This is a genomic window from Sphingopyxis jiangsuensis (assembly GCF_016734905.1).
In the GTDB taxonomy this organism is placed as follows: Bacteria; Pseudomonadota; Alphaproteobacteria; order Sphingomonadales; family Sphingomonadaceae; genus Sphingopyxis; species Sphingopyxis jiangsuensis.
Window position 1 is genome coordinate 281,107 of sequence record NZ_JAERPO010000002.1, and the last position, 24,639, is coordinate 305,745.

Below are 24,639 nucleotides of genomic sequence, written 5' to 3' on the forward strand. Positions count from 1 at the left end.
GATGCGAAAAGGCGCGGAAAACTGCGTAACTTTACTCGCAATCGCGTTTTTGCGGTTGCCAGGGGCGGAGCCACGACCCGTCATCGCGCGCCGGAAGGTGCAAGGCGCGAAATGGCGGAAAACTGCGCAACTTCACTCGCGATTGCATTATTCTGCGGTTCGCGGACCGTCGGTGTCGATCGTGCGAGCGGAGCACGCCGCAGCCGCGATTGCAGCCGCCGCAGACGGGAGAGCGGATGGGGAGCCATGGACCGAGGGTGGCATGGCGGGATAATGTAGGAAAGCGGTTTTTCGGGAGGAAGTGCGAAGCGCGCGGAGCATCAGACCTCGCCCCAAGCCAACGACGCGAAGAGGTGGCGCATAATGATGTGCGGCAGCATTAGGTGGCGGGGAGATTTTCTTGAGCCAGCGGCTGATTAACGAGTATCGGGCCGAACTCGACACGAGCGCAGCGCCGATCCAACATCCTCTTGCGCGGCGCTAAATCAATGGACCCCGGATCAAGTCCGGGGTGACGAAGAGTTAGGCCCCCTCAATACGCCAGCGCGCAGCCGTCGGCGCGCATTTCGCTGGCGGCGGCGTAGACGCGGGTGTCGCCGTCCATCCGCTGTTCGACGCATTGATAGCGGCCGAAGCCGCCGTCGGGATCGCCGATCGTCCAGCCCATTTCGGCGAGCGCGGCGCGCGTTGCGGCGGGGACGCCGCTTTCGAGGCGGAGCAGCCCCGTCGGGCCGAGCCCCGGCGCATCCTCCCCCATCGATTGCGACGATCCTTCGTGATGCCAGCGCGGCGAATCGCCCGCCGCCTGAATGTCGAGGCCGTAGTCGAGGCTGCCCACGACGATCTGCGCCTGCCCCTGCGGCTGCATGTCGCCGCCCATCACGCCAAAGCTGAGCCACGGCGTGTCGCCCCGCGCCGCAAAGCCGGGGATGATCGTCTGGAACGGGCGCTTGCCGGGGGCGTAGATGTTGGGGTGGCCGTCAGCCAGGCTGAACAACTGCCCGCGATCCTGGAACATGAAGCCCAGCCCATCGGCGACGAGCCCCGACCCCATGCCGCGGAAGTTCGACTGGATCATCGACACCATCATCCCGTCCTTGTCGGCGCAGCTGAAATAGGTGGTGTCGCCACGGCTCGGCGCCTGCCCCGGATAGACGGGGGTGAGCAGGCGGTCGGGGCGGATCAGCTTGGCGCGCTGGGCCGCATAATCCTTGGAAATCAGCCATTCGACGGGCACGTCGGCGAAATGCGGGTCGGCGTAGTAACGCGAGCGATCCTCGTACGCGAGGCGCTTTGCCTCTGCCTGCAGGTGGATCGACAGCGCCGACTGGAACCCCGCGCCCTGCAAGTCGAACTGTTCGAGGATGCCCAGCATCTGCAGCGTCGCAATCCCCTGCGTGTTCGCGCCGAGGGCATAGACGTCGGTGCCGCGATAGCTGATACGGTGCGGCTCGATCCACTCGGCGCGGTGCGCGGCGAGGTCCTCACGCCGCAGCCAGCCGCCGATGCGGCGGAAATAGGCGTCGATCGTCGCCGCAATCTCTCCGTCGTAAAAGACGTCGCGCCCGCCCTCCGCGATCAGGCGAAAGGTACGCGCGAGGTCGGGGTTGCGGAACACCTGCCCCGCCCGCGGCCCCTGACCATCGGCCATGCCATAGGTGCGGAGCGCATTGTCGACCTCTTCGATCCCGCGGCCGGGGGCGCGGAAATTGGCGAGGCTGCGGCGCATATAATAAGCGATCAGGTCGGGGACGGGCGCGCCCGCCTCTGCATGTTCGATGACGGGATCGAACAGTTCCTTCCACGGCAGCTTGCCATAGCGCTGGTGCATCGCCCACCACGCATCGACCGTGCCGGGGACCGACACGGTCACCGCGCCATAGGGCGGCAGCACGCCGTTCCTGGCACGCGAACGCACCGTCGCGAGGTCGAGCGCGCGCGGGCTTTTGCCCGACCCGGCGAGGCCGACGAGCTTCTTGACCTTGGGGTCCCAGATCATTGCATAGGCGTCGCCGCCGATCCCGTTCGCGGTGGGCTCGAGCAAGCCGAGGCAGGCGTTGGTCGCAATCGCGGCATCGACCGCCGAGCCGCCACGGCGCAACATGTCGATCCCCGCCTGCGTCGCGAGCGGGTGCGCGGTGCCGACCGCGCCGCTGAGGCCATAGACCGCGGTGCGCGACGCAAAGCTGGCGCCGACGGGCCGGTCGCCGCTGTGGACGTCGGGGCGGACAAAGCGGTCGGCGCCCGCCTCCCAGCGGGGCGGCAGCTTCGGCGGCGATTTGGGCGCGGGCTTGGCGGCGGGCGCCTGCGCCGACGCGGCGGCGGGCAGGAGCGCGGCAGGAACGGCGGCGAGAAGCGTGCGACGGCGCATGGGGTTCCCCTTGAGATGCTGTTGCGCAACCTTTGCGCCGTGGGGCGGGGTTGGCAAGCGGGAGATTGGGGGCGGTGCGTTTGAACGGTCGTCATCCCGGACTTGATCCGGGATCTGTCACGCGGCGTCGCCTGGATCCCGGATCAAGTCCGGGATGACGATTGCTGGAATTATGAGCCTTCCCCGCCGAGGGTGACCCACAGCACCAGCCCCGGCGGAGGCGCTTCGGGGCGCGCATCGGTCACCTGCCGCACCGCGTCGGCGCGCGCGCGGTCGAGGATCGCGGCGGGGACGGCGGGGGTGTGGAAGATATGGTCGGCCTCCCCCAACAGGCGTGCGGCGCGCAGGGTGAGCTCGTCTGGGTCGGGGCCGGCGAGGCGGACGGTTTCGAGGCGCGAGGATGCGCCAACTTCGGCGGGGGCGGCGAGCCAGTCGTCGATGCGCTCCGCTGCCCTATCGTCCAGCGGGTCGAGCGCGCCGCCGGGGGCGAGCGCGGCGTCGATCGCGCGGCGGCGGCTCGCGGCGTCGGGCCAGCGCGCCTTCATCGCGGCGCGCGCGGCGTGGAGCGCCTGTGCCAGCGCGCCGAGCCGCGAAGGGAGCAGCGCCTCGATCCGCTGGCGCACCGCCTTCGCAAGCCCCGCCGATGCGCCGCCAGTACCGACCGCGATGGTCACGGGAGCACGGTCGACGATCGCGGGCGTAGTGAAATCGCACAGCGCGGGCCGGTCGACGACATTGACGAGCAGGCCGTGGGCGCGCAGCCGCTCGGCGGCGGCGCGCGCTTCGGTTTCGTCGTCGAGCGCGACAAAGGCGATGGTTGCGCCTTGTTCCCACGCGGACACGACGCGCCCGCCTGCCCGCTCGATCAGCCGCGCCTTGGCGTCCGCCGCCTCCCCCTCCCCGACCAGCACGACGCTGCGGCCGGTCAGGTTCAGGAAGATGGGGAGTTGGTGCATGAATTTGCCCTTTTTATCGTCATGCCGGACTTAATCCGGCATGACGAAGAAAAGATAGCGTCGCCGCCTATTCACGCAACCGCGCTGTATCAATCGAGCCAGTCGGGCACGCGCTCGGCCGCCATGATGGTTTTCGCCGCGATGCGGTCGGCAACGATGGCGTAGCGGTCGCCATCGACGAGTACTTCGGGGACGAGGCTGCGGCTGTTGTAGGTCGACGCCATCGTTGCGCCATAGGCGCCGGCGGTCCGAAACACCGCAAGGTCGCCGGGGGCGACCGTGTCGATCTCGCGGTCCCGGGCAAAGGTGTCGCCCGTTTCGCACACCGGGCCGACGATCGACGCGGTCATCGTGTCGCCGCTGCGCTTGACGGCGTCGAAATCATGGTGCGCGTCATAAAGCGCGGGACGGGTGAGATCGTTCATTGCGGCGTCGACGACGACGAAGGGGTTGGTCGCACCGGGCTTGACCCACAGCACCTCGGTCAAAAGAACGCCGGTATTGCCCGCGATGACGCGGCCGGGTTCGAACATCAGCGTGACATCCCAATCCTTTGTCACGCGCGCGACCATCGCGCCATATTCGGCGGGGGTCGGGGGATTGTCCCCTTCGCGGTACCGAACGCCGAGGCCGCCGCCGAGATCGACATGGGTGATGCTGTGTCCGGCGGCGCGCAGGTCGGCGACGAGGCGCCCGACGCGCTCGAACGCCGCCTCGAGCGGGGCGAGGCTGGTGAGCTGGCTGCCGATATGGAGCGCCACGCCGCGAAGCTGCAACCCCGGAAGCCCCGCGAGGCGACCGAAGATTTCTGGCGCGACGTCGATCCCGACGCCGAACTTGTTGTCGGCCTTGCCCGTCGAAATCTTGGCGTGGGTGCCCGCATCGACGTCGGGGTTGACGCGAAGCACGGCGCGCGCGGTCATCTCTTTCTGGACGGCGATTTCCGCAAGCGCGATGCCTTCGGGTTCATGCTCGATATTGAACTGGCCGATGCCGCGATCGAGGCCGAGCGCGAGTTCGGCGCGCGTCTTGCCGACGCCCGAAAAGACGATGTCCTCGGCCGCCATGCCCGCGGCGAGCGCGCGTTCGAGCTCGCCCCCCGACACGACGTCGGCGCCATAGCCCTGCCGCGCCAGCACGCGTAGCACGCCGAGGTTGGGGTTGCACTTGATCGCGAAGGCAAGATGCTTCTTCGGAACGTCCTTGAGCCCGTCCCGGAATGTCTGGGCATGGCGTTCGAGCGTCGCGCGCGAATAGACATAAACGGGAGTGCCGACTTCTTCGGCAATGCGCGGCAACGGGATGTCTTCGACGTGAAGGATGCCGTCACGATATTGGAAATGGTCCACAGTCAGATCCTGTTATTCTGAACCGTTCGCACGGAGCGAAGTCGAGATGCCCTTCGGGCACATGATTTCAATGGGTGTTTCGACTACGCTCGACACGAACGGACTGATTGAAGCTGGGTGCGATCAGCCCGGAGGGGGCAGATCAAATTCGTCGGGTTCGCGGCGTTCGGAGCGTTTGAGAAGTTCGTCGCTGCGCGCGGGCCGGGCCTGCGCGTCAGGCGTCGTGAGCTCCTCCGTCGTCGGGGCGCGGGTCGCGCCCAGGGGGACTGCCGGGCCGGGTTCACCTGCCGGCGGTTTCAGATCTTCCTTTGCGCCGCATGCGCCGAGCAATGCGGCGGCGGCAAATATCGTGATGATGGAGCGGTGGTTCGCCATCAATCCTGTCCTTCCAGCGCGGCGCGCGCCGCGGCGATCGCTTCCCTTACCCGCTCGGGCGCGGTGCCGCCATAGCTTGTGCGGCTCGCGACCGACGCCTCGACCGTCAGCGCGGCGAGCGCTTCGGGGCTCACCGCCGCATGGATTGCCGCGGCGTCGGATGCGGGCAGCGCCGACAGCTCGACGCCCAGCTCTTCGGCGCGCTTGACGCAGGCGCCGACGACATGATGCGCCTCGCGGAACGGCACGCCGGCTTCACGCACCAGCCAGTCGGCAAGATCGGTTGCGGTCGAATAACCCGACGCGGCGAGCGCGCGCATCCGGTCGGTACGGAAAGCCAGGGTTTCGACCATGCCCGTCATCGCAGCGAGCGACAGCGCGAGCGCATCGAAGGCGCCGAACAGCGTCTCCTTGTCGTCCTGCAAATCCTTCGAATAGGTGAGCGGCAGCCCCTTCACGATCACCGCCAACCGCTGGAATGCGCCGAGGAGCAGTCCCGCACGCCCGCGCACCAGTTCGGCGGCATCGGGATTGCGCTTTTGCGGCATGATCGAGCTGCCGGTCGACCAGGCGTCGGGCAGGCTGACGAAACCGAAGGGCTGGCTTGCCCAGATGACGATTTCCTCGGCAAGGCGCGACAGGTGGATCGCGGCGATCGACGCGGCGGCGCAAAATTCGAGCGCGAAGTCGCGGTCGGACACGGCGTCGATGCTGTTCGCCATCGGGCGGTCGAAGCCGAGCGCGGCGGCGGTCGCGTTGCGGTCGATCGCAAAGCCGGTCCCCGCGAGCGCGGCGGCGCCGAGCGGCGATTCGTTGAGACGGCGGCGCGCATCGGCAAAACGGCCGCGGTCGCGGCGCGCCATTTCGACATAGGCGAGCAGGTGATGGCCGAGCGTCACGGGCTGCGCGACCTGAAGGTGCGTGAAGCCGGGCATGATGCTGTCCGCATGCTCTTCGGCGCGCGCGAGCAGCGCCGCCTGAAGCGCCTTGAGCCCCGCATCGATGCGGTCGCACGCGGTGCGCGTCCACAAACGGAAATCGGTCGCGACCTGATCGTTGCGCGAGCGCGCTGTGTGGAGCCGACCGGCCGGTTCGCCGACCAGTTCCTTGAGCCGCGATTCGACGGTCATGTGGATGTCTTCGAGCGCGAGATCGACGGGAACGCCGTCCTTCGCAAATTCGTCGGCAATCTGCGCGAGGCCGCGGTCGATCTGGACGGCATCCTCGGCACCGATGATCCCGCAGGCGCCGAGCATCGCAGCGTGGGCGCGGCTGGCGGCGATATCCTCTTCCCACAACCGCTTGTCGACGGGAATCGAGGCGTTAATCTCTTGCATGATTGCAGCGGGTCCGCCACCGAAGCGGCCGCCCCACATGCTGTTACTGTCCGGAGAATTGGTCATCCACCGCGTCCCGCGCCCTTGTCTTGTCGTCCTGGCCCTGCTGATGGCCGGATCGATCGCGGGCTGCGATAGGGAAAAGCAGGCCGACGGGCAAGCGGCTGGCGCGCAAGCAAATCTGTCGCACGATAAAGCGATCGGCTCCTTTGAGCATCAGGTCGACCGCACGCATCGCGGCGAGCCCGCCCCAGCGGCCTCGTTTCGCGGCCCCGACGATGCGCCGGTGACGCTGGCGCAGTTTCGCGGACGCCCGCTGCTCGTCAATCTTTGGGCGACATGGTGTGCGCCGTGCGTCGCCGAAATGCCTACGCTCGACGCGCTGGCCGCCGCGCGCAAGGATTTGGCCGTAATCGCGGTCGCGCAGGATCTGCAAGGCGCCAAGGTGGTCGATCCCTGGTTCCAGAAGGCGGGGCTCAAGACGCTGCAACCCTATCTCGATCCCGAGAATGGTCTGCTCGACGCCTATAACGCCGCGCTGCCGACGACAGTGCTTTATGACGCGGCGGGCAAGGAAGTGTGGCGCGTCGTCGGCGCACTCGACTGGCAGGGCGACGAGGCGACGGCGCTGCTGGCTGAGACCCAGCCAGCGCAGAAATGACAATGGCGGGAAGCGCCCGGATTTGCGCTTCCCGCCATGTCGGTTTCGGTCGGGCAGCGCCCTTCCGCAGTTAGAGGCCGTCGACGCTCTTGCTGACGAGGACGTTGACCGCAACGCGGCGGTTCTGCGCCTTGCCTTCGGGCGTGTCGTTGCTCGCCGCCGGATCGGCTTCGGCCATGCCGGTCGGCGTCAGCATGCGATAGGGTTTCCAGCCGCAGGCCTGCTGCAGATGGTTGACCACGCGGCCGGCGCGCTTTTCGCTGAGCACCTGGTTGAATTCCTGGCTGCCCGTCGAATCGGTGTAGCCGACGACGAGCAGCAGCGCGTTATCCGTCGCGGCGGCGGCAGAGGCGGTTGCGCACAGATCGGCCTTTGCCTGTTCCGACAGCACGGCCTTGCCGACGTCGAAATGGACGTCGGTGGTGCTCTTGACATTATACTGGTCGATGTCGCCGACGCGGGCGCGCAGCGCGTCGGTTGCCGCGGTCTGTTCGGCAAAGCGCTGGTCGGTGCCGACATGGATCATCGACGCGGTGCGAAGATCCTTGCTCTTCAGATCGACTTCGCTCGCGACGAGGCCGCCTTCCCACTGGCGTGTTTCGACGGCAACCGGCAGGCCGTTGAGCAGCGAATTGGCCGCCACCTTGCTGCTGTTCAGGCCCAGGAAGCCGCCCTTTGCCTTGATCTTGGTTTCTTCGCTGATCGCAATCGTCGTGCTGGTGCCGTCGGTCGTCGTGACCTGCATCCGGTTGCCCTGACGCGCCGAAATGATGCCGTCGATCTTCGGTCCTTCGGCGAGGCCGGCAAGCGCCGGGACGCGCGCGGCATAGACCGTGGCCATCACGTCATCCTCGGACGCATCCTGCGCCCGCGCGGCAATGCTGCCCGTCAGCGGCACCGCGAGCATCGCGAGCAGCAGTGTCAGTCTTTGATTATTCGAAACGGCACCCATAGCCTACTCCTTCAAACTGCGCAGACAGGCCCACGCGGCCGCGTGTCCCCATCTGGCACATGAATACTCGCGGGACAGGCGATAGTTGCGCGGGGAAGACCGGTCGGCATGGGATGCGCCGGTAAAGCCGTGACCCACAAGCATTATTTTTTGCATTTCCATCGGTGTGGCGGCGCGTTTCGGATGGTTTTCGCGCGTCGATCGGGCTCTCGTCCAGAAAAAATGGGCGGGCCGCAGCGGGCCCGCCCAGTATCAACCGGCGCTATCGAAGGGTCGCGGGCGCCGGTGCCCCTTTCTTCGGGTTAGTCGGCATTTTCCTGTTCCTTGGCGGCGTCCTTCAGCTGACCCTTGGTCATGCCGCTGACGAGGACGTCGCCCGATCCCGCGAAACTTGCCGCAGGAAGCGTCGCGACGCGGTCGCCGACCTCGACGGTCACCGCCTCGACGACACCGCGGCCGGTCTGGCGGAGCGACTGGACATGGCCGATGACCTTGCCGCGCGGATCGGTGACGGGCATTCCGGGGGCAATGGCGAACATGCCTTCGCCGCTGGCCGCGCCGCTACCCTGGGCGGCGAGCTGGCCGAGGCTGCCCTGAAAGGCCCCCGCGCCCGAGGCCGCGCCGTTCGCGCTGCCCGACACGTTCGAGGCCGCGCCGCTGGCGGTTCCGACGGCCTGACCCGCGGCGCCGCGCGCCGTTCCGGTCGCCGTGGCTGCCGCGCCTTTGGCGGTGCCGACCGCGCCGCGCGCCGTCTGCCCGACCTGATCGGTGCCGATGAGCTGGGCGTCGAGGCTGCCCTGACCCGAGGCATTGCCCGAGCCCGAAGCGCTGCCGCCGAGCGTGCTGCCGAGCAGGTCGCCCGACGCATCGGTCGAACCGCTGCCGCGCGCATCGGCGCCGCCGCTGCCTTGGACACGGCCCGAGCGGCGGTCGACCTTGGCATCGCCGCGACCCGAGCCGGTGACGTCACCCGCGGTCCCGATGGTGCCGCCGATCGGCCCGGTCGGATTGCCGAGCGTGCCGCCGATGGTGCTGCCGAGATTGCCGCCGAGGCCGCCGCTGCCACCAAGCAACTGCGCCGAAGCGGGCATTGCGAATGCGAGCGCCGACGCCATCAGCGCGGCGGCGGGAATGAGATTACGGTTAGCCATCAGTCTTCTCCTTCGATTTTCAGCCCGGAGGGGTGGGCTTGGGAGGAGAACGATGGCGCTCCGGGCTTTCTTCCCCGGACGATGAAAATTTTTTCCGGTCGAATTGGTAAGGCGTCATTGCGAGCCCGGCGGCAGCCGGGGGAAGCAATCTCCGGCTCTCGCGGGTGCACCAACGATCGCTGGAGATTGCGTCGTCGCTACGCTCCTCGCAATGACGGCGAAAAAGACGGGCGGGTTGTCAGCGCCCGGCGCAATCGGCGCAAATCAGGCCGTGGCCGTAGATTTTGTCGCGTCCCTTTTTGCCGAGATCGCGCGCCTCGGCCATCAGGGCGCGCACCGCGGGCTCGATCGCGGGGATCGAGGGGCTGCGATAATGGCGTGCGAGACGCCCCGCGACGAGCGGCGCGGCGAACGACGTTCCGCGCAGGCGGTCGGTCGCGTCGGCAGCGGTCGCCGCAAGCACGCCGTCGCCGGGCGCGGCGAACGCGACATGCGCGCCGCGCCCCGCCTCGGGCAGCACCCTGCCCTTGGCATCGACACCGGTCACCGCGAGCACACCCTTGTAGGCGGCGGGATAGGCGGGCGGCGCGGCGGGGCCATCGTTGCCAACCGCCGCGACGATCAGCATCCCGCGCCCCTGCGCGCGCGATACCGCGACGCCGAGCAGCCGGTTGTCGGGGCCGACAAGGCTGATCGTCGTCACCGGGACCTTGTTTTCGGCGAGCCAGCCGAGCGCGCGCGCGATGGCGGTGGCGTTGCCGCCCGCGGGGTCGCGGCCATAGACGTCGGCGGCAAGCAACCGCCCGCCCGAAGCCGCGCCGCGCACGCTGCCGCTGCCGACGAGGAGCGAGGCGACGGCAGTGCCGTGGCGGCTGGCGCTCGGCGCGCCATTTGCGAAGCCGCGCTGCTCGACACGCCCCGCAACCGAGGGATGCGCGGCAACGCCGCCGTCGATCAGCCCGAGCGCGCCGGAGCCCGCCGTTCCGCTGGCAAGCGCCGTTGCGGGGAGCGCGCCGCCGGGGCCGCTGGTGAAATAGAGATGGTCGGCGTCGACCGCGGCGCCCGGAAGCAGCTTTTGCAGCCGTTTCTGCGCGCGCGCGAGGCTTTGGCCATCGGGGACGCGAAAGCGGAGGATTTCCATGTCGAGACCGTCGACGCGCTCGCGGTCGATCATGGCAAAGCCTTCGGCCGCCACGCGCGCCGCCATTGCGGCGTCGACCCCGGTCGCGACAAGGACGCCGCGTACCGCCGGCTGGTCGTTGCGGTCGAGCTCGACCCGGTCGGGGTGGGCACGCAGCAGCGTCGTGATCCGGTCGAGCCGCAGCCGGTCGAGCCGCTCGCCCACCGCGATTAGCGGCTCGCCCACCACATCGGGCAGCGGCGGCAGGTTGCGCGCGGCGTCGGGGATCTGGACGCTTGGCAGGCCGATCTGCGCCGACGCGCCGAAGCCCGCCGCCGTGATGGCGAGCGCAGCGAGTGCGACAAGGCTTTTCCAACTGGCCATCGACCGTCCTTAACCGTCCGTCCGTTGCACCGCGCTGAACGGCGCGCGCGCAAAAAATTTAGCATGATGCGGAAGAAACGATAGAAGGGCGTCGTTTCATCCACAAACAATCGAAAAGGCGATCATGCGCTTTGAAGAGGAACTGGTCGAATTGCTGCCGCGCCTCCGCCGCTTTGCGCGCGGGCTGACGCGCGATGCCAGCGATGCCGACGACCTCTGCCAAGCGGCGATCGAACGCGCGCTGAAATCGCGCGAACAGTGGCAACAAGGAACGAGACTGGATAGCTGGATGTACCGCATCACCCGAAACCTCTGGATCGACGACCGCCGCGCGGCAGGACGCCGCGGGCAGCACGACCCGATCGACGATGCCGTGACGCAGGTCGCGGGCGACGGCGCCGCCGAGGTCGAGGCGGGTGCGCTCGCGGGTGACGTCGACAGCGCGATGGCGCGCCTGCCCGACGAGCAGCGCGAGGTGGTGATGCTCGTCCTCGTCGAAGGCTATGCGTATCGCGAAGCCGCCGAAATCCTCGACGTGCCGATCGGTACCGTCACCTCGCGTCTCGCGCGCGGGCGCGAGACATTGATGCATATACTGGGAGAAGCGGCATGACCCACGATCCTGCGACCATCGCCGCCTTTGTCGATGGCGAACTCGACGATCTGACCGCGCGCCGCATCGAACGCGAGGCAGCGAACGACGCGGCGCTCGCGGCGGAGATAAGGCGCCAGCGGGAATTGAAGGACCGGCTGCGGTCGCATTTCGCGCCGGTGCTCGACGAGCCGCTGCCCGACCGGTTGACGCAGCTGCTTCGGGCCGAAGCGGCGGTCGACACGAGCCTCGCCGAGCGCCGCGCGGCGCGGCAAGCGCGCTTTGGCGGGCAATGGGGCGCGATGCAGTGGGGCGCGATGGCCGCCGCGCTGGTGCTTGGGCTGACCGTCGGCATGCAGCCGTGGGGACCGGCAAGCCCGGTCGCGGTCGAAAGCGGCGCGCTCGTCGCATCGGGGCCGCTTGCCAACGCGCTCGACACGCAGCTCGCGTCGAACCAGCCGGCAGACGCGGCAACACGGATCGGCCTCAGCTTCCGCGCGCAGGACGGGCGCTATTGCCGCAGCTTCGAAAGCGCGGCGGTCGACGGCATCGCGTGCCGCGAGGGCGAAGGCTGGACACTCGAACAGACGCTGCGCGGATCGCAGGCGACCGACTATCGCCAGGCGTCGTCGGCGTCGCTCGCTGCCGCAGCCGCCGCGATGATGGCGGGGGAACCGCTGGACGCCGAAGGCGAACGGGCGGCGCGTGATGCAGGGTGGAAGCGCGGGCGGGGAGAATAGAGGGCTACGCCTTCGCTTTTCCAGCATTCCAATGTGTCGGTCTGGCGATCTGACGCGGAATCTCCAGCATATAGTTCGCAGATCAGGGTTTCCTGCAATACGGGCCGCATGATCGGGCTGCGCATATGGTAGGAATCTCTCAATTTCTGGATACGGTTGGCATAAAATGCGACCCGAGTGAAATGACCCTCGCGGGTCGAGGCGTCGCAGGATGCGCTCGCTTTCATCAATTCGAGTTGATGGGCGCCTAGTAGTTCGTTGAGATCCATCGACTCTTTCCTTGGCAATATGGCGAGACGGGACGATCGGCCGGGAGCGTCTGGGTCGACGGACTCCCGGCCGATATTCGATCAGCCCTGCTGCTTTTCAGTCGGCTGGCCCTGTGACTGTTGGAGCTTTACCGCCTGCGCCTTGCCACCGCTGACCTGGCGGGTCTCATATCCAAAGTGCTGGCCGACCTTGGGTTCGGCGGCTTCCTGCTGCAGATCGGCCTTGACGAACGCGAGGTTGTCGCCGCCCTTGTCGGGGGTGATGGTTCCCGCACCCTTGCCGGTGTCGTAGCTCTGAATCTTGCCATAATATGTCATGAGAATGTTCCTTCTTTCGGGCGCGAGCAATCATCATCGACCGCTTATCGCGGGCTAAGAGACGAAAAAGAAAGAAGGGAGGGATGAAAATGGCCCTCGGGACCGTCGATTGCGACTGGTAGCTGGACCGTAGATGGCCACGGCAGAAGCAAGTTACAACCCCCGCGGCCATCGGTTGAACGCGCTCCGTCTGCCTTCGCGGCGGCGCGAACACCCACGAAAAAGGGCGGGCGCATCGCTGCGCCCGCCCTCCCGTGACCCCGGCGAGGCGGGGGGATGGGTGCGGCGATCAGCCGACCGTGACGCGGCCGGCGCGATAGCCTTTCTTGCGCATTTCCTTCACATAGTCCTTGTCGGCATCGACGATCTCGTTCGCCCATTCGTCCCACGCGTCCCAGCGGTCCTCGCGGTCGGTCGCGCGGCGCAGGTCGCTCACCAGTTCCTTTTCGGCTTCGAGGATGTCGGCCTGATAGTTGAACCAATATTGGTTCTTGATCCCGGCGATGGGGACCGAGCGGATTTCGGGGCGCTCGAAGCCAGCCGGCATCGCATGATAGGGGACCGCCGCGGCGGCAACACCCGCGGGAACAGCCAGGATTGCGGCCAAAGTCGTCCATGTTTTCATCGTCATTCTCCTTGTGGACCCTGTGGTCAGGAGAGCAACGAAGGAGGCGGCCGATTTATTCCCGTCCCACCGCCGATTTTTCACGGCTCGCGGTGGAATCGCGTGCCGACGCGCCTATCCGGGGTGCGCTTCGTCGCCGACCGACGAGCGCAGGAGGCCGCGAAACACGTCGAGCGCGCTGCGTTTTCCCTGCGTCACGTCGAACACGTCGCGCGCGATCGGCATGTCGAGGCCGTAACGGTCGGCGAGCGCCATCACCGTCGGGGCGCTTTTGACGCCCTCTGCCACCATGTGCATGTCGGCGATGATCGCGTCGATGTGCCGTCCCTTGCCGAGTTCGACACCGACATGGCGGTTGCGCGACAAGGGGCTGGTGCAGGTCGCGATCAGATCGCCCATGCCGGTGAGCCCGGCAAAAGTTTCCGGCCGCCCGCCCATCGCCACGCCGAGCCGCGTGATTTCGGACAGGCCGCGCGTGATGAGCGCGGCGCGTGTATTGTCCCCTGCCCCCAGCCCGTCGCCCATGCCCACCGCGATCGCGACGATATTCTTGAGCACGCCGCCGAGTTCACAGCCCAGAAGGTCGGTGTTGGTGTAAACGCGGAACAGCCCCGAGTGGAACAAGGGCTGGAGCGCGCGGACGACGATTTCGTCCTCCATCGACAGCACGCTCGCCGCCGCCTGCCCGCTCATGATCTCGCGCGCCAGATTGGGTCCGGTGAGAACGCCGACGGGGTGGCCGGGCAGCACCTCTTCGATCAGTTCGGTCATGCGTTTGCCCGACGCGAGTTCGAGCCCCTTGGTCAGGCTGATCACCGGGACCCACGGGCGCAGATGCGCGCGCGCTTCCTCCAGAACGCCGCGAAAGCTGTGCGAGGGCACGCCCATGACGAGCACGTCGGCCCCCGCCACCGCCTGACCAATGTCGCCGGTGGCACGGAGCGCAGGGGGCAATTTGATGCCCGAGAGATATTTGCGGTTCTCATGGTCGCGGTTGATCGCATCGACCGTTTCGGCGTCGCGCGCCCACAGCGTGATCGGCGCGTTGCGCGACACCAGCGCCGCGACGGTCGTTCCCCAGCTTCCCCCGCCGAGCAGGCCCACGTTGAGGCGCATGTCCCTCTCCCTGTTTTGAGGGGAGAGTGGCGCGGGATTGGGGGGTTGGCAAGCGCCACTCACTCGTCATCCCGGCGAAGACCGGGATCTCGCCGGTGCAGCTCTACGCAAGGGCGAGATCCCGGCCTTCGCCGGGATGACGATTTAACGATGAACGGCGTCCCGCTAAGGATGCTCCGCCAGGAACGCGCGCTGGACCTCGGCGGTCGCTTTCGGGGCCTCGATCATCGGGACGTGCGCGACATGGTCGAAGACATGGCTGCGGCTGTTCGCGATGCCGTTTTCGAGCGTCGCGACGCAGCTGACGTCGATGAGCTTGTCGTGGCGGCCCCAGATGATCAGCGTCGGCACCTTCACCTCGCCGAGCCGGTCGTCGAGCGGCTTTGCCTCCATCTCGTCGGCGATCACCCAGAATATCCGGTCGAGCAGATCGCGATATTTGAGCGCGTCGCCATAGACGACGGGCTTGAGGCGCGACGGGACATAGACGGGCTTGTGCACGACAAAGGCGACAAGCCGGTCGGCATCTTCCAGATTCGCGATGACCAGCGGGTTAAAGTCCCGGTCGGCAGAAAGCTTCTGCAACTCGCTTTCGTTCGCGCCCGTCACGCCGGCATTGTTGAGCAGCGTCAAGGTGCGCAGACGGCCGGGATAGTCGAGCGCAAAACGCAGCGCGATCCAGCCGCCCATGCTGTTGCCGCCAAGGTGCGGGCGGTCGAGCCCGAGTGCATCGAGAAAGCCCTTGAGCCGCGCCGACTGGCTTTCGATGTCATAGGGCAGCGCCGGGTCGCGGTCATTTTCGCCAAAGCCGGGAAGGTCGGGCGCGATCAGCCGATAGTCGCGCGTCAGCCCCGCAGCGTAGAAGGTCCAATTGTCCTTGTCGCCGCCAAAGCCGTGAACCATCACCAGCGCGGGCTTTGACGGGTCGCCGCCCTCCAGATAGGGCCAGTTGCGACCGTCGACGGTGACGCTTTTTTGCACGAGCCGCCCGCGGCGGCGCACCAGCGACCGCATCAGCGCAACGAGCCGTTCGGGGAAGGCGAAATAGAGGATGGCGAGCGCGATCAGCGGCGCGGCGATGAGGATGAGGAGGAGTTTCATAGCGATCCTTTCATCCCCTCCCCTTCAGGGGAGGGGTTGCGAGACTTGCGGGCTGTCGCCCGCCAGTCGCAGCGGGGTGGGCCAATCGGCCTTGCGCTACCCCGCACGACCCCACCCCAAACCCCTCTCCTGAAGGTGAGGGGCCTATTGCACATGCGCGTCGAACCATGCGACCAGTTCGCCGAGCACCGCGGCCTGTTCGGGCTCGTTGAAAATCTCGTGATAAAGGTCGGGGTAGAGTTTGAGCCTCTTGTCCGCCGACGCGACATGGTCGAACAGGAAGCGCGAGCCTTCGGGCGCGGTAAGCCGGTCGTCGGCGCCGTGCTGGAGCAGGATCGGCAGCGCGATCCGCGGCGCGCCCGCCCGGGCCGCAGCCATCGCATCCATGAACTCCTGACCCAAGCGCGCGCCGATCTTGCCCGTATAAACGAGCGGGTCGGCGCGGTAGGCGGCGACGACGGCGGGGTCGCGGCTGACGCCGTTCGCGTCGAGCGCCAGCACGCCGAGGCGCGGAAAGACGCGCGACAGGAAGCGGCTGATCCAGACGGTGAAGCGCGACGGCGGCTCGGCGGGAAGGATGGCGGGGCCGGAGAGCGCGGCGGCGGCGAAGGCGTCCTGCCGCTCGATCAGCAACAAGGTCGCGATCAATCCGCCCATGCTGTGACCGAGAAGCAGGCGCGGGGTGCCCGGATGATTGACCTCGACGAGCGTCAGAAGCTCGCGCATCCCGTCGAGATAGGCCGAGAAGCGCGGGACGAAACCGGGCGTTCCGTCGGATCGGCCGTGCCCCCAATGATCGACGGCATAGACGGCATAGCCCGCTTCGTTGAGCCGCGCGGCGACATGGCCGTAGCGCCCGGCATGTTCGGCATAGCCGTGCGCGAGGAGGACGATGGCCTTGGGCGGCGCCGCGGGTAGCCAGCGGGTGACGTGCAGTCTCGCGCCCGCCGCGGCCGAATCCGCGGGCAGGATGACCGATGCGGCGGTCAACGCACCGCCTTTTTGAGCGCCGCGCTGCGATGGCCGGGGCCGTCGTCGCCGCCCTTGTCAATCTTTGCCAGGATTGCGTCGAGCGCGCGGCTGATCGCGGTCTGCGTACGCACCATCTCGATCTTGGGCCAGGCGGTGCGCTTGCCGGTGTCGATCAGCTCGTCGATGTCGTCCTGTGCAAGGTCCGACAAGATCTTGGTCGGCGACCAATATTTGGCGGGCCGGATGATGTTGATATCGCCGGTATATTCCTGGTTGATCACCGAGCGCGCGAGATTGGCGAGGCTGTTGAGCGGCGGCACCATTTCGAGCGGCTTCTGGAAAATCACCATATTGGCGTTGAGCCATGCCTTGAAGGTCGCCATCGACGCGTGCTGGATCGCCTCGATCGGCGCCATCTGCTTGCGCGTGTCGGTCGCGAAGGGCAGCGCGAGCGGGTTCGCCTGGCTGACGATATGGTGGTTGACGCCGTACAGACGTTCGAGCCGCTTGGTCGGAATGTCGTGCGTCACCGACCCGTCGACCCAGCGCCGGTCGGGCTGGTAGGGAATGCGCGCGCCGCTATCGTCGCGCGCCATCAGCATGACCGGCGGAAAGACGCCGGGAACCGCGCAGGATGCGAGCACCGCCTCGCGGATCAGCACATTGGGCGCGGTGATCGCGTTCAACAGGCGGCCGTTCTGATGCTTTTGCGCGGGCGCGACCGAGACGTTGAGGTGCCGTCCGCTCAGCTCGTAGGCCTCCTGAAAGGTCAGGTCGGGGATCAGCGCGGCGAGGCGTGCGCGCACCTCTTCGGACGCGAGGCGCCGCTGTTCGGGATCGCGGTCGGGATTGGCGAGGCGGTCGCTGGCGAGGAAAGCGCCGACGTCGGCATCCTTGCGCGTGCAGACCATCGCCGCGACGATCGACCCGCCACTCGATCCGGCGAGGATGTTCGGCAGCACGCCTTCGGACCAGAGCGCATGGACGACGCCGACGTGGAAGAAGAGGTAGCTGCCCGACCCCGACAGCAGCAGCGCCGAACGGCCGTAGCAATGCTGGGCGCGGCGGAAGAAGTCGCGCTTCTCGGCGCGCGGGATGGCGCGCGAGGCAGCGATGGCGTCGAGCGCCGACACGACTTCGGCGACATAGGCCTCGATGAGCTTTTTCGTGCCGAAGCGCGCCTTTTGATAAAGGCGTTCGTGCCCCATGCCGTCGACATTGCCGTGGATGCCTTCGTTGAGGACAAAGAGCAGGCCCTTCACATCGTTCGCAGCCGATAGTTTGCGCAATTTCTGGAGGCGGGCGCGGATCGCGCGAAAGTCGAAATGCTTGCTTTCGTCGGCATCGCGCCACGCCTGCATTCCCGATTTCCGGTCGTGCTCGCGCGCGGCTTTCGCCCACGCCGCATAGTCGGTCGCCTTGGCAAGCTCGGCGTCGGCGCTGAGCGTCGGGGCAAATATCATTCGGTAATCCTGCGAGAGCATGGTCTGTTTTTCCGAGTCTTGCGGGTTGCGTTGCCTTTGGCAACTATTTTGACATCGACCTTCCCCACTGCCGTCTTCCCGGACCCTTCGACAGGCTCAGGACAGGCTTGATCCAGGACCCATAACAGCGCCTGCGTCATGGATGCCGGATCAAGTCCGGGATGACGAAGAGGCGGGGTTCTTGCCTCCCTTCGCCGCCGGTTTCGGCTTTGCCTTTGGCTTGGCGCCCGGTTTGGAAACAGTCTTGGATTCCCGCGCCGCTTTGGGCGCTCCTTTCGGTTTTGCCGCAGCGGCTTTTGCCTTTTCGGGTTTCGGCGTCGCTTTCATCAGTTCGGCGAAGCTGTCGTCGATACATTCGCGGAAAAAGGCGATGTCGGGCATGATCTGCCGTTCGCAGATGATCGAAAAGGCGATGCGACCGTTATAGCTGGGGGTCGCGACGAACAGGCCCATATTGTTTGCGAGCGGCGCCATGCCGTGCTGCATCACAAGCTTCGCGCCCGCGAGATAGAGCGGAACCTGCGCGCCGGGGACGTTGGAGATGAAGAGATTGGTGCCGCGCACCGCGAACCGCTCGCTGGTGAGCAGCCGCGCGACCGCGGCCATCGTCGCGCCGGGAATATGCTGCGACAGGTCGGTCATGATCCGCGCGCTGACGCCGGCCTTCGCTTCCTTGGCCTCTACCGTATAGTCGCGGATCGCGGCGAGCCGTTCGAGCGGATCGGCAATGTCGGTGCGCACGGGAACGCTCATCGCCGATACCTGATTGCCGGGGGTCGACGCCTTGCCGCCCTTTCCGCGCAGGTTGATCGGCGCGACCGCGACGAGGCTTTCTTTCGGCAATTCCTTGTGCTTCGCGAGATATTTGCGCAGCGCGCCGCCGACCGTGGTCAGGACCACATCGTTTACCGTTGCGCCGGGCACCTTCTTGCGCACTTCGGCTACATCGGCGAGCGCCACCGAGGTGCCGTCGAACATCTTGTGCGGGCCGACCGCGACGTTGAAGCGTGTTTCGGGGACGCCCGCGGTCATGCCGCCATCGGCCATCGACTTGCGCGCCGCCGAGACGATTGCAGGCGAAATCTTCATTAGCGCGTTCATGAACTTGACCGGCGATTGCAGCGAGGCGCCCCATGCGCGCGTCACAGTCTCGGCGCTCGACGGTGCACGTCCGAGGTCTTCGGGCGGCGGCGGATCGGCGATCACCGGCGTCCCCCTGGGATCGATGTCGCTCATCGCGATGAAAGCATGCGCACCCGATGCGCCATCGACCGCGGCGTGGTGGACACGGTGGAGCATCGCGAAGCTGCCCTTGGGGATGCCCGGAATGCGGTCGAGCCCTTCGATGACGTAGATGTCCCAAAGCGGCCGGTTCATATCCATCGGTTTCGAAAAATGGCGCGCGACCGCGATGCAGAATTGGCGCCAGTCGCCGGGCTCGGGCAGGCGCGCGTGACTCATATGCGCCTCGATGTCGAAATGCTCGTCCTCGACCCAATAGGGATGGTCGAGGTCGAAGGGCAGCCGGTGAAGCCGCCGTTTGAACAATGGCGAGGTATCGACGCGGCTTTCGACGTGCGCGATGATGTCCTTGAACCGCACGAAGCCGCCCGGCGCCGTCGACGGGTCATAGATATAGACGCCCATGATGTGCGTCAGATTGTTCGCCGTCTGCGTATAGAGGAACTGGGCGTCCTGGGCGCTGAGCTGTTTGAGCATGTCAGGTTCCTCTGAAATCAAATCTGCCGTCATCCCGGCGAAGGCCGGGATCTCGCCGGTGCGTTATATATCGAGGTCGAGAATCCGGCCTTCGCCGGGATGACCATGTAGGGCGGGGCGCGCTCATTGGTCGACCCCCGCCACCTTGTCCGCGAGCGCCGCCGTCGTCAGGCGCATCCGTTCCATCATATTTGCAAGCCCGCGCAGTTCGGCGAGCAGCGCGCGGCGCGCCACCAGCCCTTCGGGAGTGGCGGTGTCGGCGAGGCCCATGTGGCGCATCAGCGACAGGCCGTTTTCAAAGAGCAGCTTGCCGATCGCCGCCTCGCTGCTGATCCGGCGGAGCAGATAGGCCTGTCTTCCCTCGACGAGCGCCGCGTCGAGCAACGCCTTCGCATCGACATCCTCCCCCGGCTGGGCGCGGGCGAGCAGCTCGGCGACGACCGAATAGGCCTCGGCAAAGGGAAGCAGCACCGCGTGGCCGACTACGGGCTGACAGCGGCGAATGAGCGCCGCGGCACCGCTCGCGCCGCTCGCGAGACGGCGGTCCCAGACGGGATCGATCCGTTCAAGCTCGGCCTCGAGTGCGACGCGATGCTCATCGCGCGGGGGATAGAAGAATTCGAATTTGAACAGATCGCGCAGCCGGTCGATGCGGGCCCAGAAGGCGGCGTTGAAATCGCCACCCTCGGCATCGCGCAGTTCGAACAAGGCAAGCTCGATCATCGCGCGGTCGAGGAAATGATGCGCGATGATGTTGCGGTAATAACTCGCCATCGGGTGCTTGTCGGGGTCGATCGAATAGATATTCGCGCTGCCCGCTTCGTAACGCGTGAGCAGTCCGCTGGCGACGAGCGTGTCGACGGTGGCCGAGAGCGCGGCCTGATCGCCCGTCTCGAGCTCGCGGCTGAGGCGGATACCGCGCGCCCGCGCCCAGTCGGTGAGCGTCGCGATGGCGGCGAGCAGCTCGGCCGAGGTCGCCCCGCGCGGCGCGAGGCCGAGCAGGATCAGGCACATGACCGAGGTCACGGTGAGCGGGGTGACGCGGTTCGCCTCGACCGCGACCGCAAAGGCGATCTTTTCGAGCGCGCGCCGGTCGTCGGGCCCGGGCGCCTCGTCGATCACAATGGGTTCGCCGATGTCGAGACGGATGCGCCCCGACGGCTCCTTCAGGCTTTTCATATAGCCCAGGAACCAGCTGAGGCTTTCGGGCTTCTTGTTGCGGCCTGTCTGTTCGGCGGCATATTCCTCGACGTCGCGAATGAGGTCGAAGCTGGTGACAAAGGGCACGAAATGCACGCCGCGCGTCCCCGTCGCATGCGCGGCGTCGAGCACATATTTCATCAGGCCATATTTGGGCGGCATCAGCTTGCCGAGCCGCGAGCGGGTGCCCTCGAACGCCCAGGAGAGCGGGAAGCGCTTGGCAAGGAGCCACGCGATATAGTGGCGCAGCACCAGCTTGTAGACCGGCTGGTCCTGAAAGCTGCGACGGATGAAGATCATCCCCGATCGCCGGAAAAAGCCGCCCATGATCGCGAAATCGAGATTGGCACCGCCAAAGCTGTGGAGCATCGGCAGGTCGTTTTCATAGGCAAGGCGACTCGGCGTCGCGCCGTCGATATAGGTTTTGTGCGTGAAGAGGATCGCCGTCGGATGCTCGCGCAAAACGGCGCGCAACCGCGCAAGTTCGACGGCGTCGATCTCCATCGCGGGCGCATAGCCGCCGAACATCATGCGATCGAGCCGGGCGCGCAGATCGAGGAACAGCGCCGACGGCCGCGCGATCACCTCCTTCATCAGCGGCCGCGCCTCGCGGTAGAGGTCGTTCGCCGACCGCCCGATCTCTGCCGACAGATCGGCGAGCGCGGCGCGAAAGGCCGGGCTGGTGCGCAGGCCATCGGCGACGAAGCGCGGCACCTTGTAACGGCTGCCGCGCACCCCGCGTTCGGCGGCGTCGAGCGCGAGCCCCGCCTGCCGCGCAACGAAGCCCGCGAATTCGGGGCTGTCGGCGCCCGCACCCGCACCGCCGCCGGTCTGTCGACAATAGCGTTCGCGCAGCGCTGCGAGCGTCGCCCCCTTGCCCACCAATATCTGCGCGCGGCGCCGGTCGCGCAGCAGGATGAGGCGCGCGCGCAACGCGCCCGGATGGCGCGGATCACCGAAGATCAGGTGGCGGAATTTGAGCGCGCGGTCGCGGTCAAAGCCGGGGATGCGCCACGCGACGCGCAGCGGCACGACCTCGCGCGATGGCGCGCCGTCGAGCCGCGCCTGGAGCATTTCGACCGGCAGCGCATGGTCGCCATCCTCGATGTCGAGGCTGGTCCATGCGGGCTTGCCATCGTCGCAAGTGGCGTGGATCCAGTCGAGCAGGATGCGCCGTTCGACGCCGTTGCGCGCGTCGATGATATAGAGCCGGTCGGCCGCCTGCTCCGCCGTGACGGGGGTGCGAGGCGCGCCTTCGGCCACGGCTTACACCTTTTCCGTCATCGCGAGGAGCGTAGCGACGCGGCGATCTCCAGCCATCGAACTCGCAAGATTGCTAGCTGGAGATTGCTTCGCTTCGCTCGCAATGACGAGGTAGGTCATGCTTTAAGCCGCCCTTCCCTTTCGCGGGGAGGTCTTTTTAGCGGGCGCCTTTTTCTTGGCGCGGCTTTTGGTCGCCGCCTTCTGGGTATTCGGCCTTTCTGTCCTTTCCTTGGGAGCCGCGGCCTTGGCCGCTGGTTCCTTCGCTACCGATTCCACCGCGCGCTCTTCGGGCTGGCCCAAGGTACGGAGGAACATGTTCCGCACGTCGCGGACATGCGCGTTGATCGTCCTTGCGCTCCACCCCGACGTGTCGACCGGCGGCAGCACGGTGACGCGCACCGTCGCGGGGCGCATCACGAACTCGTTCTTCGGCGCGACGTCGGTCGCATTGTGAATGACGATCGGGACGATGGGGACGCCCGCCTGCATCGCGAGGTGAAAGGCGCCTTTTTTGAAGGGTTCGAGCTTCGGCGTCAGGCTGCGCGTCCCTTCGGGGGCGATGCAGATCGACTTGCCTTCCTGCCGAATCGCATCGACGAGCGGCTCCATCGCCTTGATCGCGCTCTTGCCGTCGGCGCGATCGACGAAGACGGTGCCTCCCCATTCCATCAGCTTGCCGAGGATGGGGATATTCTTGATCTCCTTCTTCCCCACCCCGCCCATGTCGCGGCGGATGAGCTTGGCGAGGATCATCACGTCCGCCTTGCTCTGGTGGTTGAAGATGAAGACGCACGGACGCGACGACCAGAGGTGGCGCTCGTCCTCGACCTCCAGCTCGACGCCGGTGATCGCGGTCGCGAAATCGCCGAACAATCCCATCGAGAAGTTGACTGCTTCGCGCTGCGAACGCGTGAGCGCCCAAATTGGCAGGCCCGCCGCAAAGGCGCCCACGAGCGATCCGGTCGCATAGATAGTGCGCGTATAGTCGACCCAGCTTGGCGTGCCGCGGCTCGCGAAACGCTGCACCGGCCAGCCGCGTTCGTCGGCAATGGCCTTCAGTTTCAGATTGGGGTTGAGCGGCCGCGGCTTGCCGACGCGTTCGAGCAGTTCGATGTCGTCGTCACTGTCCGAATAGAAATAGCTCTGGTCGAGATCGAGCCCATATTCGTCGGCAAGCTCCTCGGCCGCGAGCACCTTGCCCTCACCGAAGCACAAGGGGCGGATGATTTCGCCGGTGAACACGCCATCCTCGATTTCATAGGATGAGCATTTGATGTCGGTGATGCCAAGGTCGCGCGCCGTCGGTTCGATCTGGTAAATCGTCGCCGACGAAATGATCGCAACGCGGTGACCCTTCGCCCGGTGCGCCTCGATAATCGCGCGCGTTTCGGGATAGATCTTGCGGGCGATGTGCTTTTTGTAGAGCTCCTCGCCGAAATCGATGAAGCTCTGTTCGTCGACACCCTTCATGAATTTGGCGGCGGCGGTCATCAGCCCCGAAAAGCCGATCGCTCCCAGGCTATGCTGCGCGATCACCTGCGCGGTTTCGGCGATTTCCTCGACCGACATCTCGCGCCGCTCGAACTTCTCGCGCAGCATCGCGGTTGCCGAATAGCCGGCGATGATCGTCCCGTCGAAATCGAACAGCGCGGCGATATGCGCGCCGGGTTCCGACGCGAGCACTTCCTTCAAATGCGGCTGCGGTCTTGGCACGCACCCTCCCCACCAGCGGCTTCAAATGCCGCTTATCCCTGCACGATGGCAGGTAAGATGGGGTTAATCAATGGCGCCCGATTCGCCGCCCCCCGCGCAGGCGGAGGCCGCTGCCGGTTTACTGGGCGACGGAGGAGAAGGCCGACACCGGCCCCCGCCTATGCGGGGCGAGGGTCAGGATGCGAGGCCCGCCGCTTCGCGTGCCAGCGCCTCGATCTTTGCCGGGTCGAGCGGCCCCGACGGGACGACCCAGCTGCCGCCGACGCAGAGTACGGCGCCCAGCGCGAGCCATTCGGGAGCTGTCGCGGGGGTAATGCCGCCGGTGGGGCAGAAGCGCGCCTGGCCGAATGGGCCCGCAAGCGCCTTCAGCGCCGGAATGCCGCCGCTGGTCGCTGCGGGGAAGAATTTGAAGCGGTCGAGCCCGAGGTCCATCCCGCGCATGATGTCGCCTGCATTGGCGATGCCGGGAAGGAAGGGAATGCCGCTTGCCACTGCCGCCTTGCCGAGATTGTCGGTGAGGCCGGGCGAGACGATGAACTCGGCCCCTGCATGGATCGCGGCGGCGAGCATCGCAGGATCGAGCACGGTGCCCGCGCCGACGACCGCGCCCTTCACTGCCTTCATCGCGGTCAGCGCGTCGAGCGCCGCCGGGGTGCGCAGCGTGACTTCGAGCACGGGCAGGCCGCCCGCGACGAGCGCCTCGGCCATCGGCACCGCGTCCTCGACCCGGTCGATGACAATCACCGGGATAACGGGCGCGAGGCGCATGATCTGGTCGATACTTTTGTCGGTCATCAATAACTTCTCTTTCTCGTCATCCCGGCGAAGGCCGGGATATCACCCTGTCGTCATTGCGCACCGTCGAGACCCC

At 66.7% G+C, this 24,639-nt stretch carries 21 protein-coding genes; 3 read left to right on the forward strand and 18 right to left on the reverse strand.

Annotation, left to right across the window (positions count from 1 at the left end; translation table 11 throughout):
- Window positions 1-532: 532 nt before the first annotated feature.
- The 5 genes from JI743_RS08080 to argH form a co-directional block, all read right to left on the reverse strand.
- Window positions 533-2,371 (reverse strand): gamma-glutamyltransferase family protein, encoded by a 1,839-nt coding sequence (locus tag JI743_RS08080; protein ID WP_201927745.1) that lies wholly within the window; start codon window positions 2,369-2,371, stop codon window positions 533-535.
- 170 nt (window positions 2,372-2,541) lie between these two features.
- Entirely contained in the window at window positions 2,542-3,327 is a 786-nt protein-coding gene (locus JI743_RS08085; protein ID WP_201927746.1) for a precorrin-2 dehydrogenase/sirohydrochlorin ferrochelatase family protein, read from the reverse strand.
- An 89-nt stretch (window positions 3,328-3,416) separates the two neighbouring features.
- Window positions 3,417-4,676 (reverse strand): diaminopimelate decarboxylase, encoded by a 1,260-nt coding sequence (gene lysA / locus JI743_RS08090; protein WP_201927747.1) that lies wholly within the window; start codon window positions 4,674-4,676, stop codon window positions 3,417-3,419.
- A 123-nt stretch (window positions 4,677-4,799) separates the two neighbouring features.
- On the reverse strand, window positions 4,800-5,051 hold the full coding sequence (locus JI743_RS08095; RefSeq protein ID WP_201927748.1) for a hypothetical protein: 252 nt from the start codon (window positions 5,049-5,051) through the stop codon (window positions 4,800-4,802).
- Window positions 5,051-6,427: an argininosuccinate lyase gene (gene argH / locus JI743_RS08100; RefSeq protein WP_201928713.1), complete on the reverse strand. Its 1,377-nt coding sequence runs from the start codon at window positions 6,425-6,427 to the stop codon at window positions 5,051-5,053. The genes JI743_RS08095 and argH overlap by 1 nt, the downstream gene beginning before the upstream one ends.
- Before the next feature lie 70 nt (window positions 6,428-6,497).
- On the opposite strand from argH, the gene JI743_RS08105 reads away from it, so the two are divergent.
- Window positions 6,498-7,049 (forward strand): TlpA family protein disulfide reductase, encoded by a 552-nt coding sequence (locus JI743_RS08105; protein ID WP_236659831.1) that lies wholly within the window; start codon window positions 6,498-6,500, stop codon window positions 7,047-7,049.
- 70 nt (window positions 7,050-7,119) lie between these two features.
- Here JI743_RS08105 and JI743_RS08110 read toward each other — a convergent pair whose 3' ends face one another.
- The 3 genes from JI743_RS08110 to JI743_RS08120 form a co-directional block, all read right to left on the reverse strand.
- On the reverse strand, window positions 7,120-8,001 hold the full coding sequence (locus tag JI743_RS08110) for an OmpA family protein (RefSeq protein ID WP_201927750.1): 882 nt from the start codon (window positions 7,999-8,001) through the stop codon (window positions 7,120-7,122).
- Between the two features lie 302 nt (window positions 8,002-8,303).
- On the reverse strand, window positions 8,304-9,152 hold the full coding sequence (locus tag JI743_RS08115) for a hypothetical protein (RefSeq protein ID WP_201927752.1): 849 nt from the start codon (window positions 9,150-9,152) through the stop codon (window positions 8,304-8,306).
- A 238-nt stretch (window positions 9,153-9,390) separates the two neighbouring features.
- On the reverse strand, window positions 9,391-10,656 hold the full coding sequence (locus JI743_RS08120) for a S8 family serine peptidase (RefSeq protein WP_201927754.1): 1,266 nt from the start codon (window positions 10,654-10,656) through the stop codon (window positions 9,391-9,393).
- 124 nt (window positions 10,657-10,780) lie between these two features.
- Here JI743_RS08120 and JI743_RS08125 point away from each other — a divergent pair, with 124 nt between their 5' ends.
- Window positions 10,781-11,269 (forward strand): RNA polymerase sigma factor, encoded by a 489-nt coding sequence (locus JI743_RS08125; RefSeq protein ID WP_201927756.1) that lies wholly within the window; start codon window positions 10,781-10,783, stop codon window positions 11,267-11,269.
- On the forward strand, window positions 11,266-11,988 hold the full coding sequence (locus tag JI743_RS08130) for a NepR family anti-sigma factor (RefSeq protein ID WP_201927758.1): 723 nt from the start codon (window positions 11,266-11,268) through the stop codon (window positions 11,986-11,988). Before JI743_RS08125 ends, JI743_RS08130 begins: the two co-directional genes overlap by 4 nt.
- 350 nt (window positions 11,989-12,338) lie before the next feature.
- On the opposite strand, the gene JI743_RS08135 is transcribed toward JI743_RS08130, so the two are convergent.
- The 10 genes from JI743_RS08135 to eda form a co-directional block, all read right to left on the reverse strand.
- Complete coding sequence (locus JI743_RS08135; protein ID WP_201927760.1) at window positions 12,339-12,575, reverse strand: cold-shock protein; 237 nt, start codon at window positions 12,573-12,575, stop codon at window positions 12,339-12,341.
- Window positions 12,576-12,864: 289 nt separating this feature from the next.
- Window positions 12,865-13,200, reverse strand: coding sequence for a hypothetical protein (locus JI743_RS08140; RefSeq protein ID WP_201927762.1), 336 nt, complete (start codon window positions 13,198-13,200; stop codon window positions 12,865-12,867).
- A gap of 114 nt (window positions 13,201-13,314) precedes the next feature.
- On the reverse strand, window positions 13,315-14,316 hold the full coding sequence (locus tag JI743_RS08145; RefSeq protein WP_201927764.1) for an NAD(P)H-dependent glycerol-3-phosphate dehydrogenase: 1,002 nt from the start codon (window positions 14,314-14,316) through the stop codon (window positions 13,315-13,317).
- A gap of 165 nt (window positions 14,317-14,481) precedes the next feature.
- Window positions 14,482-15,417: an alpha/beta fold hydrolase gene (locus tag JI743_RS08150; RefSeq protein WP_201927766.1), complete on the reverse strand. Its 936-nt coding sequence runs from the start codon at window positions 15,415-15,417 to the stop codon at window positions 14,482-14,484.
- 144 nt (window positions 15,418-15,561) lie between these two features.
- A complete protein-coding gene (locus JI743_RS08155) occupies window positions 15,562-16,407 on the reverse strand; it encodes an alpha/beta hydrolase (RefSeq protein ID WP_201927767.1) in 846 nt (281 codons plus the stop codon).
- Window positions 16,404-17,852 carry a DUF3336 domain-containing protein gene (locus tag JI743_RS08160; RefSeq protein ID WP_201927769.1) on the reverse strand — a complete coding sequence of 483 codons (1,449 nt, stop codon included), beginning with the start codon at window positions 17,850-17,852 and terminating at the stop codon, window positions 16,404-16,406. Before JI743_RS08160 ends, JI743_RS08155 begins: the two co-directional genes overlap by 4 nt.
- Window positions 17,853-18,023: 171 nt before the next feature.
- Window positions 18,024-19,592, reverse strand: a complete 1,569-nt coding sequence (locus tag JI743_RS08165; RefSeq protein WP_201927771.1) for a WS/DGAT/MGAT family O-acyltransferase — start codon at window positions 19,590-19,592, stop codon at window positions 18,024-18,026.
- Window positions 19,593-19,715: 123 nt separating this feature from the next.
- Entirely contained in the window at window positions 19,716-22,055 is a 2,340-nt protein-coding gene (locus tag JI743_RS08170; RefSeq protein WP_201927773.1) for a glycerol-3-phosphate 1-O-acyltransferase, read from the reverse strand.
- A gap of 123 nt (window positions 22,056-22,178) precedes the next feature.
- Window positions 22,179-23,768 carry an HAD-IB family hydrolase gene (locus JI743_RS08175; protein WP_201927775.1) on the reverse strand — a complete coding sequence of 530 codons (1,590 nt, stop codon included), beginning with the start codon at window positions 23,766-23,768 and terminating at the stop codon, window positions 22,179-22,181.
- Between the two features lie 174 nt (window positions 23,769-23,942).
- Window positions 23,943-24,563 (reverse strand): bifunctional 4-hydroxy-2-oxoglutarate aldolase/2-dehydro-3-deoxy-phosphogluconate aldolase, encoded by a 621-nt coding sequence (eda, locus tag JI743_RS08180; protein ID WP_201927777.1) that lies wholly within the window; start codon window positions 24,561-24,563, stop codon window positions 23,943-23,945.
- Window positions 24,564-24,639: the final 76 nt, after the last annotated feature.

Bases quoted from the DNA above. Each gene is read 5' to 3' on its own strand.
- JI743_RS08080 (WP_201927745.1), bottom strand. From the start codon at position 2,371: ATGCGCCGTCGCACGCTTCTCGCCGCCGTTCCTGCCGCGCTCCTGCCC.
- JI743_RS08085 (WP_201927746.1), bottom strand. From the start codon at position 3,327: ATGCACCAACTCCCCATCTTCCTGAACCTGACCGGCCGCAGCGTCGTG.
- JI743_RS08095 (WP_201927748.1), bottom strand. From the start codon at position 5,051: ATGGCGAACCACCGCTCCATCATCACGATATTTGCCGCCGCCGCATTG.
- argH (WP_201928713.1), bottom strand. From the start codon at position 6,427: ATGTGGGGCGGCCGCTTCGGTGGCGGACCCGCTGCAATCATGCAAGAG.
- JI743_RS08105 (WP_236659831.1), top strand. From the start codon at position 6,498: ATGGCCGGATCGATCGCGGGCTGCGATAGGGAAAAGCAGGCCGACGGG.
- JI743_RS08110 (WP_201927750.1), bottom strand. From the start codon at position 8,001: ATGGGTGCCGTTTCGAATAATCAAAGACTGACACTGCTGCTCGCGATG.
- JI743_RS08115 (WP_201927752.1), bottom strand. From the start codon at position 9,152: ATGGCTAACCGTAATCTCATTCCCGCCGCCGCGCTGATGGCGTCGGCG.
- JI743_RS08120 (WP_201927754.1), bottom strand. From the start codon at position 10,656: ATGGCCAGTTGGAAAAGCCTTGTCGCACTCGCTGCGCTCGCCATCACG.
- JI743_RS08125 (WP_201927756.1), top strand. From the start codon at position 10,781: ATGCGCTTTGAAGAGGAACTGGTCGAATTGCTGCCGCGCCTCCGCCGC.
- JI743_RS08130 (WP_201927758.1), top strand. From the start codon at position 11,266: ATGACCCACGATCCTGCGACCATCGCCGCCTTTGTCGATGGCGAACTC.
- JI743_RS08135 (WP_201927760.1), bottom strand. From the start codon at position 12,575: ATGACATATTATGGCAAGATTCAGAGCTACGACACCGGCAAGGGTGCG.
- JI743_RS08140 (WP_201927762.1), bottom strand. From the start codon at position 13,200: ATGAAAACATGGACGACTTTGGCCGCAATCCTGGCTGTTCCCGCGGGT.
- JI743_RS08145 (WP_201927764.1), bottom strand. From the start codon at position 14,316: ATGCGCCTCAACGTGGGCCTGCTCGGCGGGGGAAGCTGGGGAACGACC.
- JI743_RS08150 (WP_201927766.1), bottom strand. From the start codon at position 15,417: ATGAAACTCCTCCTCATCCTCATCGCCGCGCCGCTGATCGCGCTCGCC.
- JI743_RS08160 (WP_201927769.1), bottom strand. From the start codon at position 17,852: ATGATATTTGCCCCGACGCTCAGCGCCGACGCCGAGCTTGCCAAGGCG.
- JI743_RS08165 (WP_201927771.1), bottom strand. From the start codon at position 19,592: ATGCTCAAACAGCTCAGCGCCCAGGACGCCCAGTTCCTCTATACGCAG.
- eda (WP_201927777.1), bottom strand. From the start codon at position 24,563: ATGACCGACAAAAGTATCGACCAGATCATGCGCCTCGCGCCCGTTATC.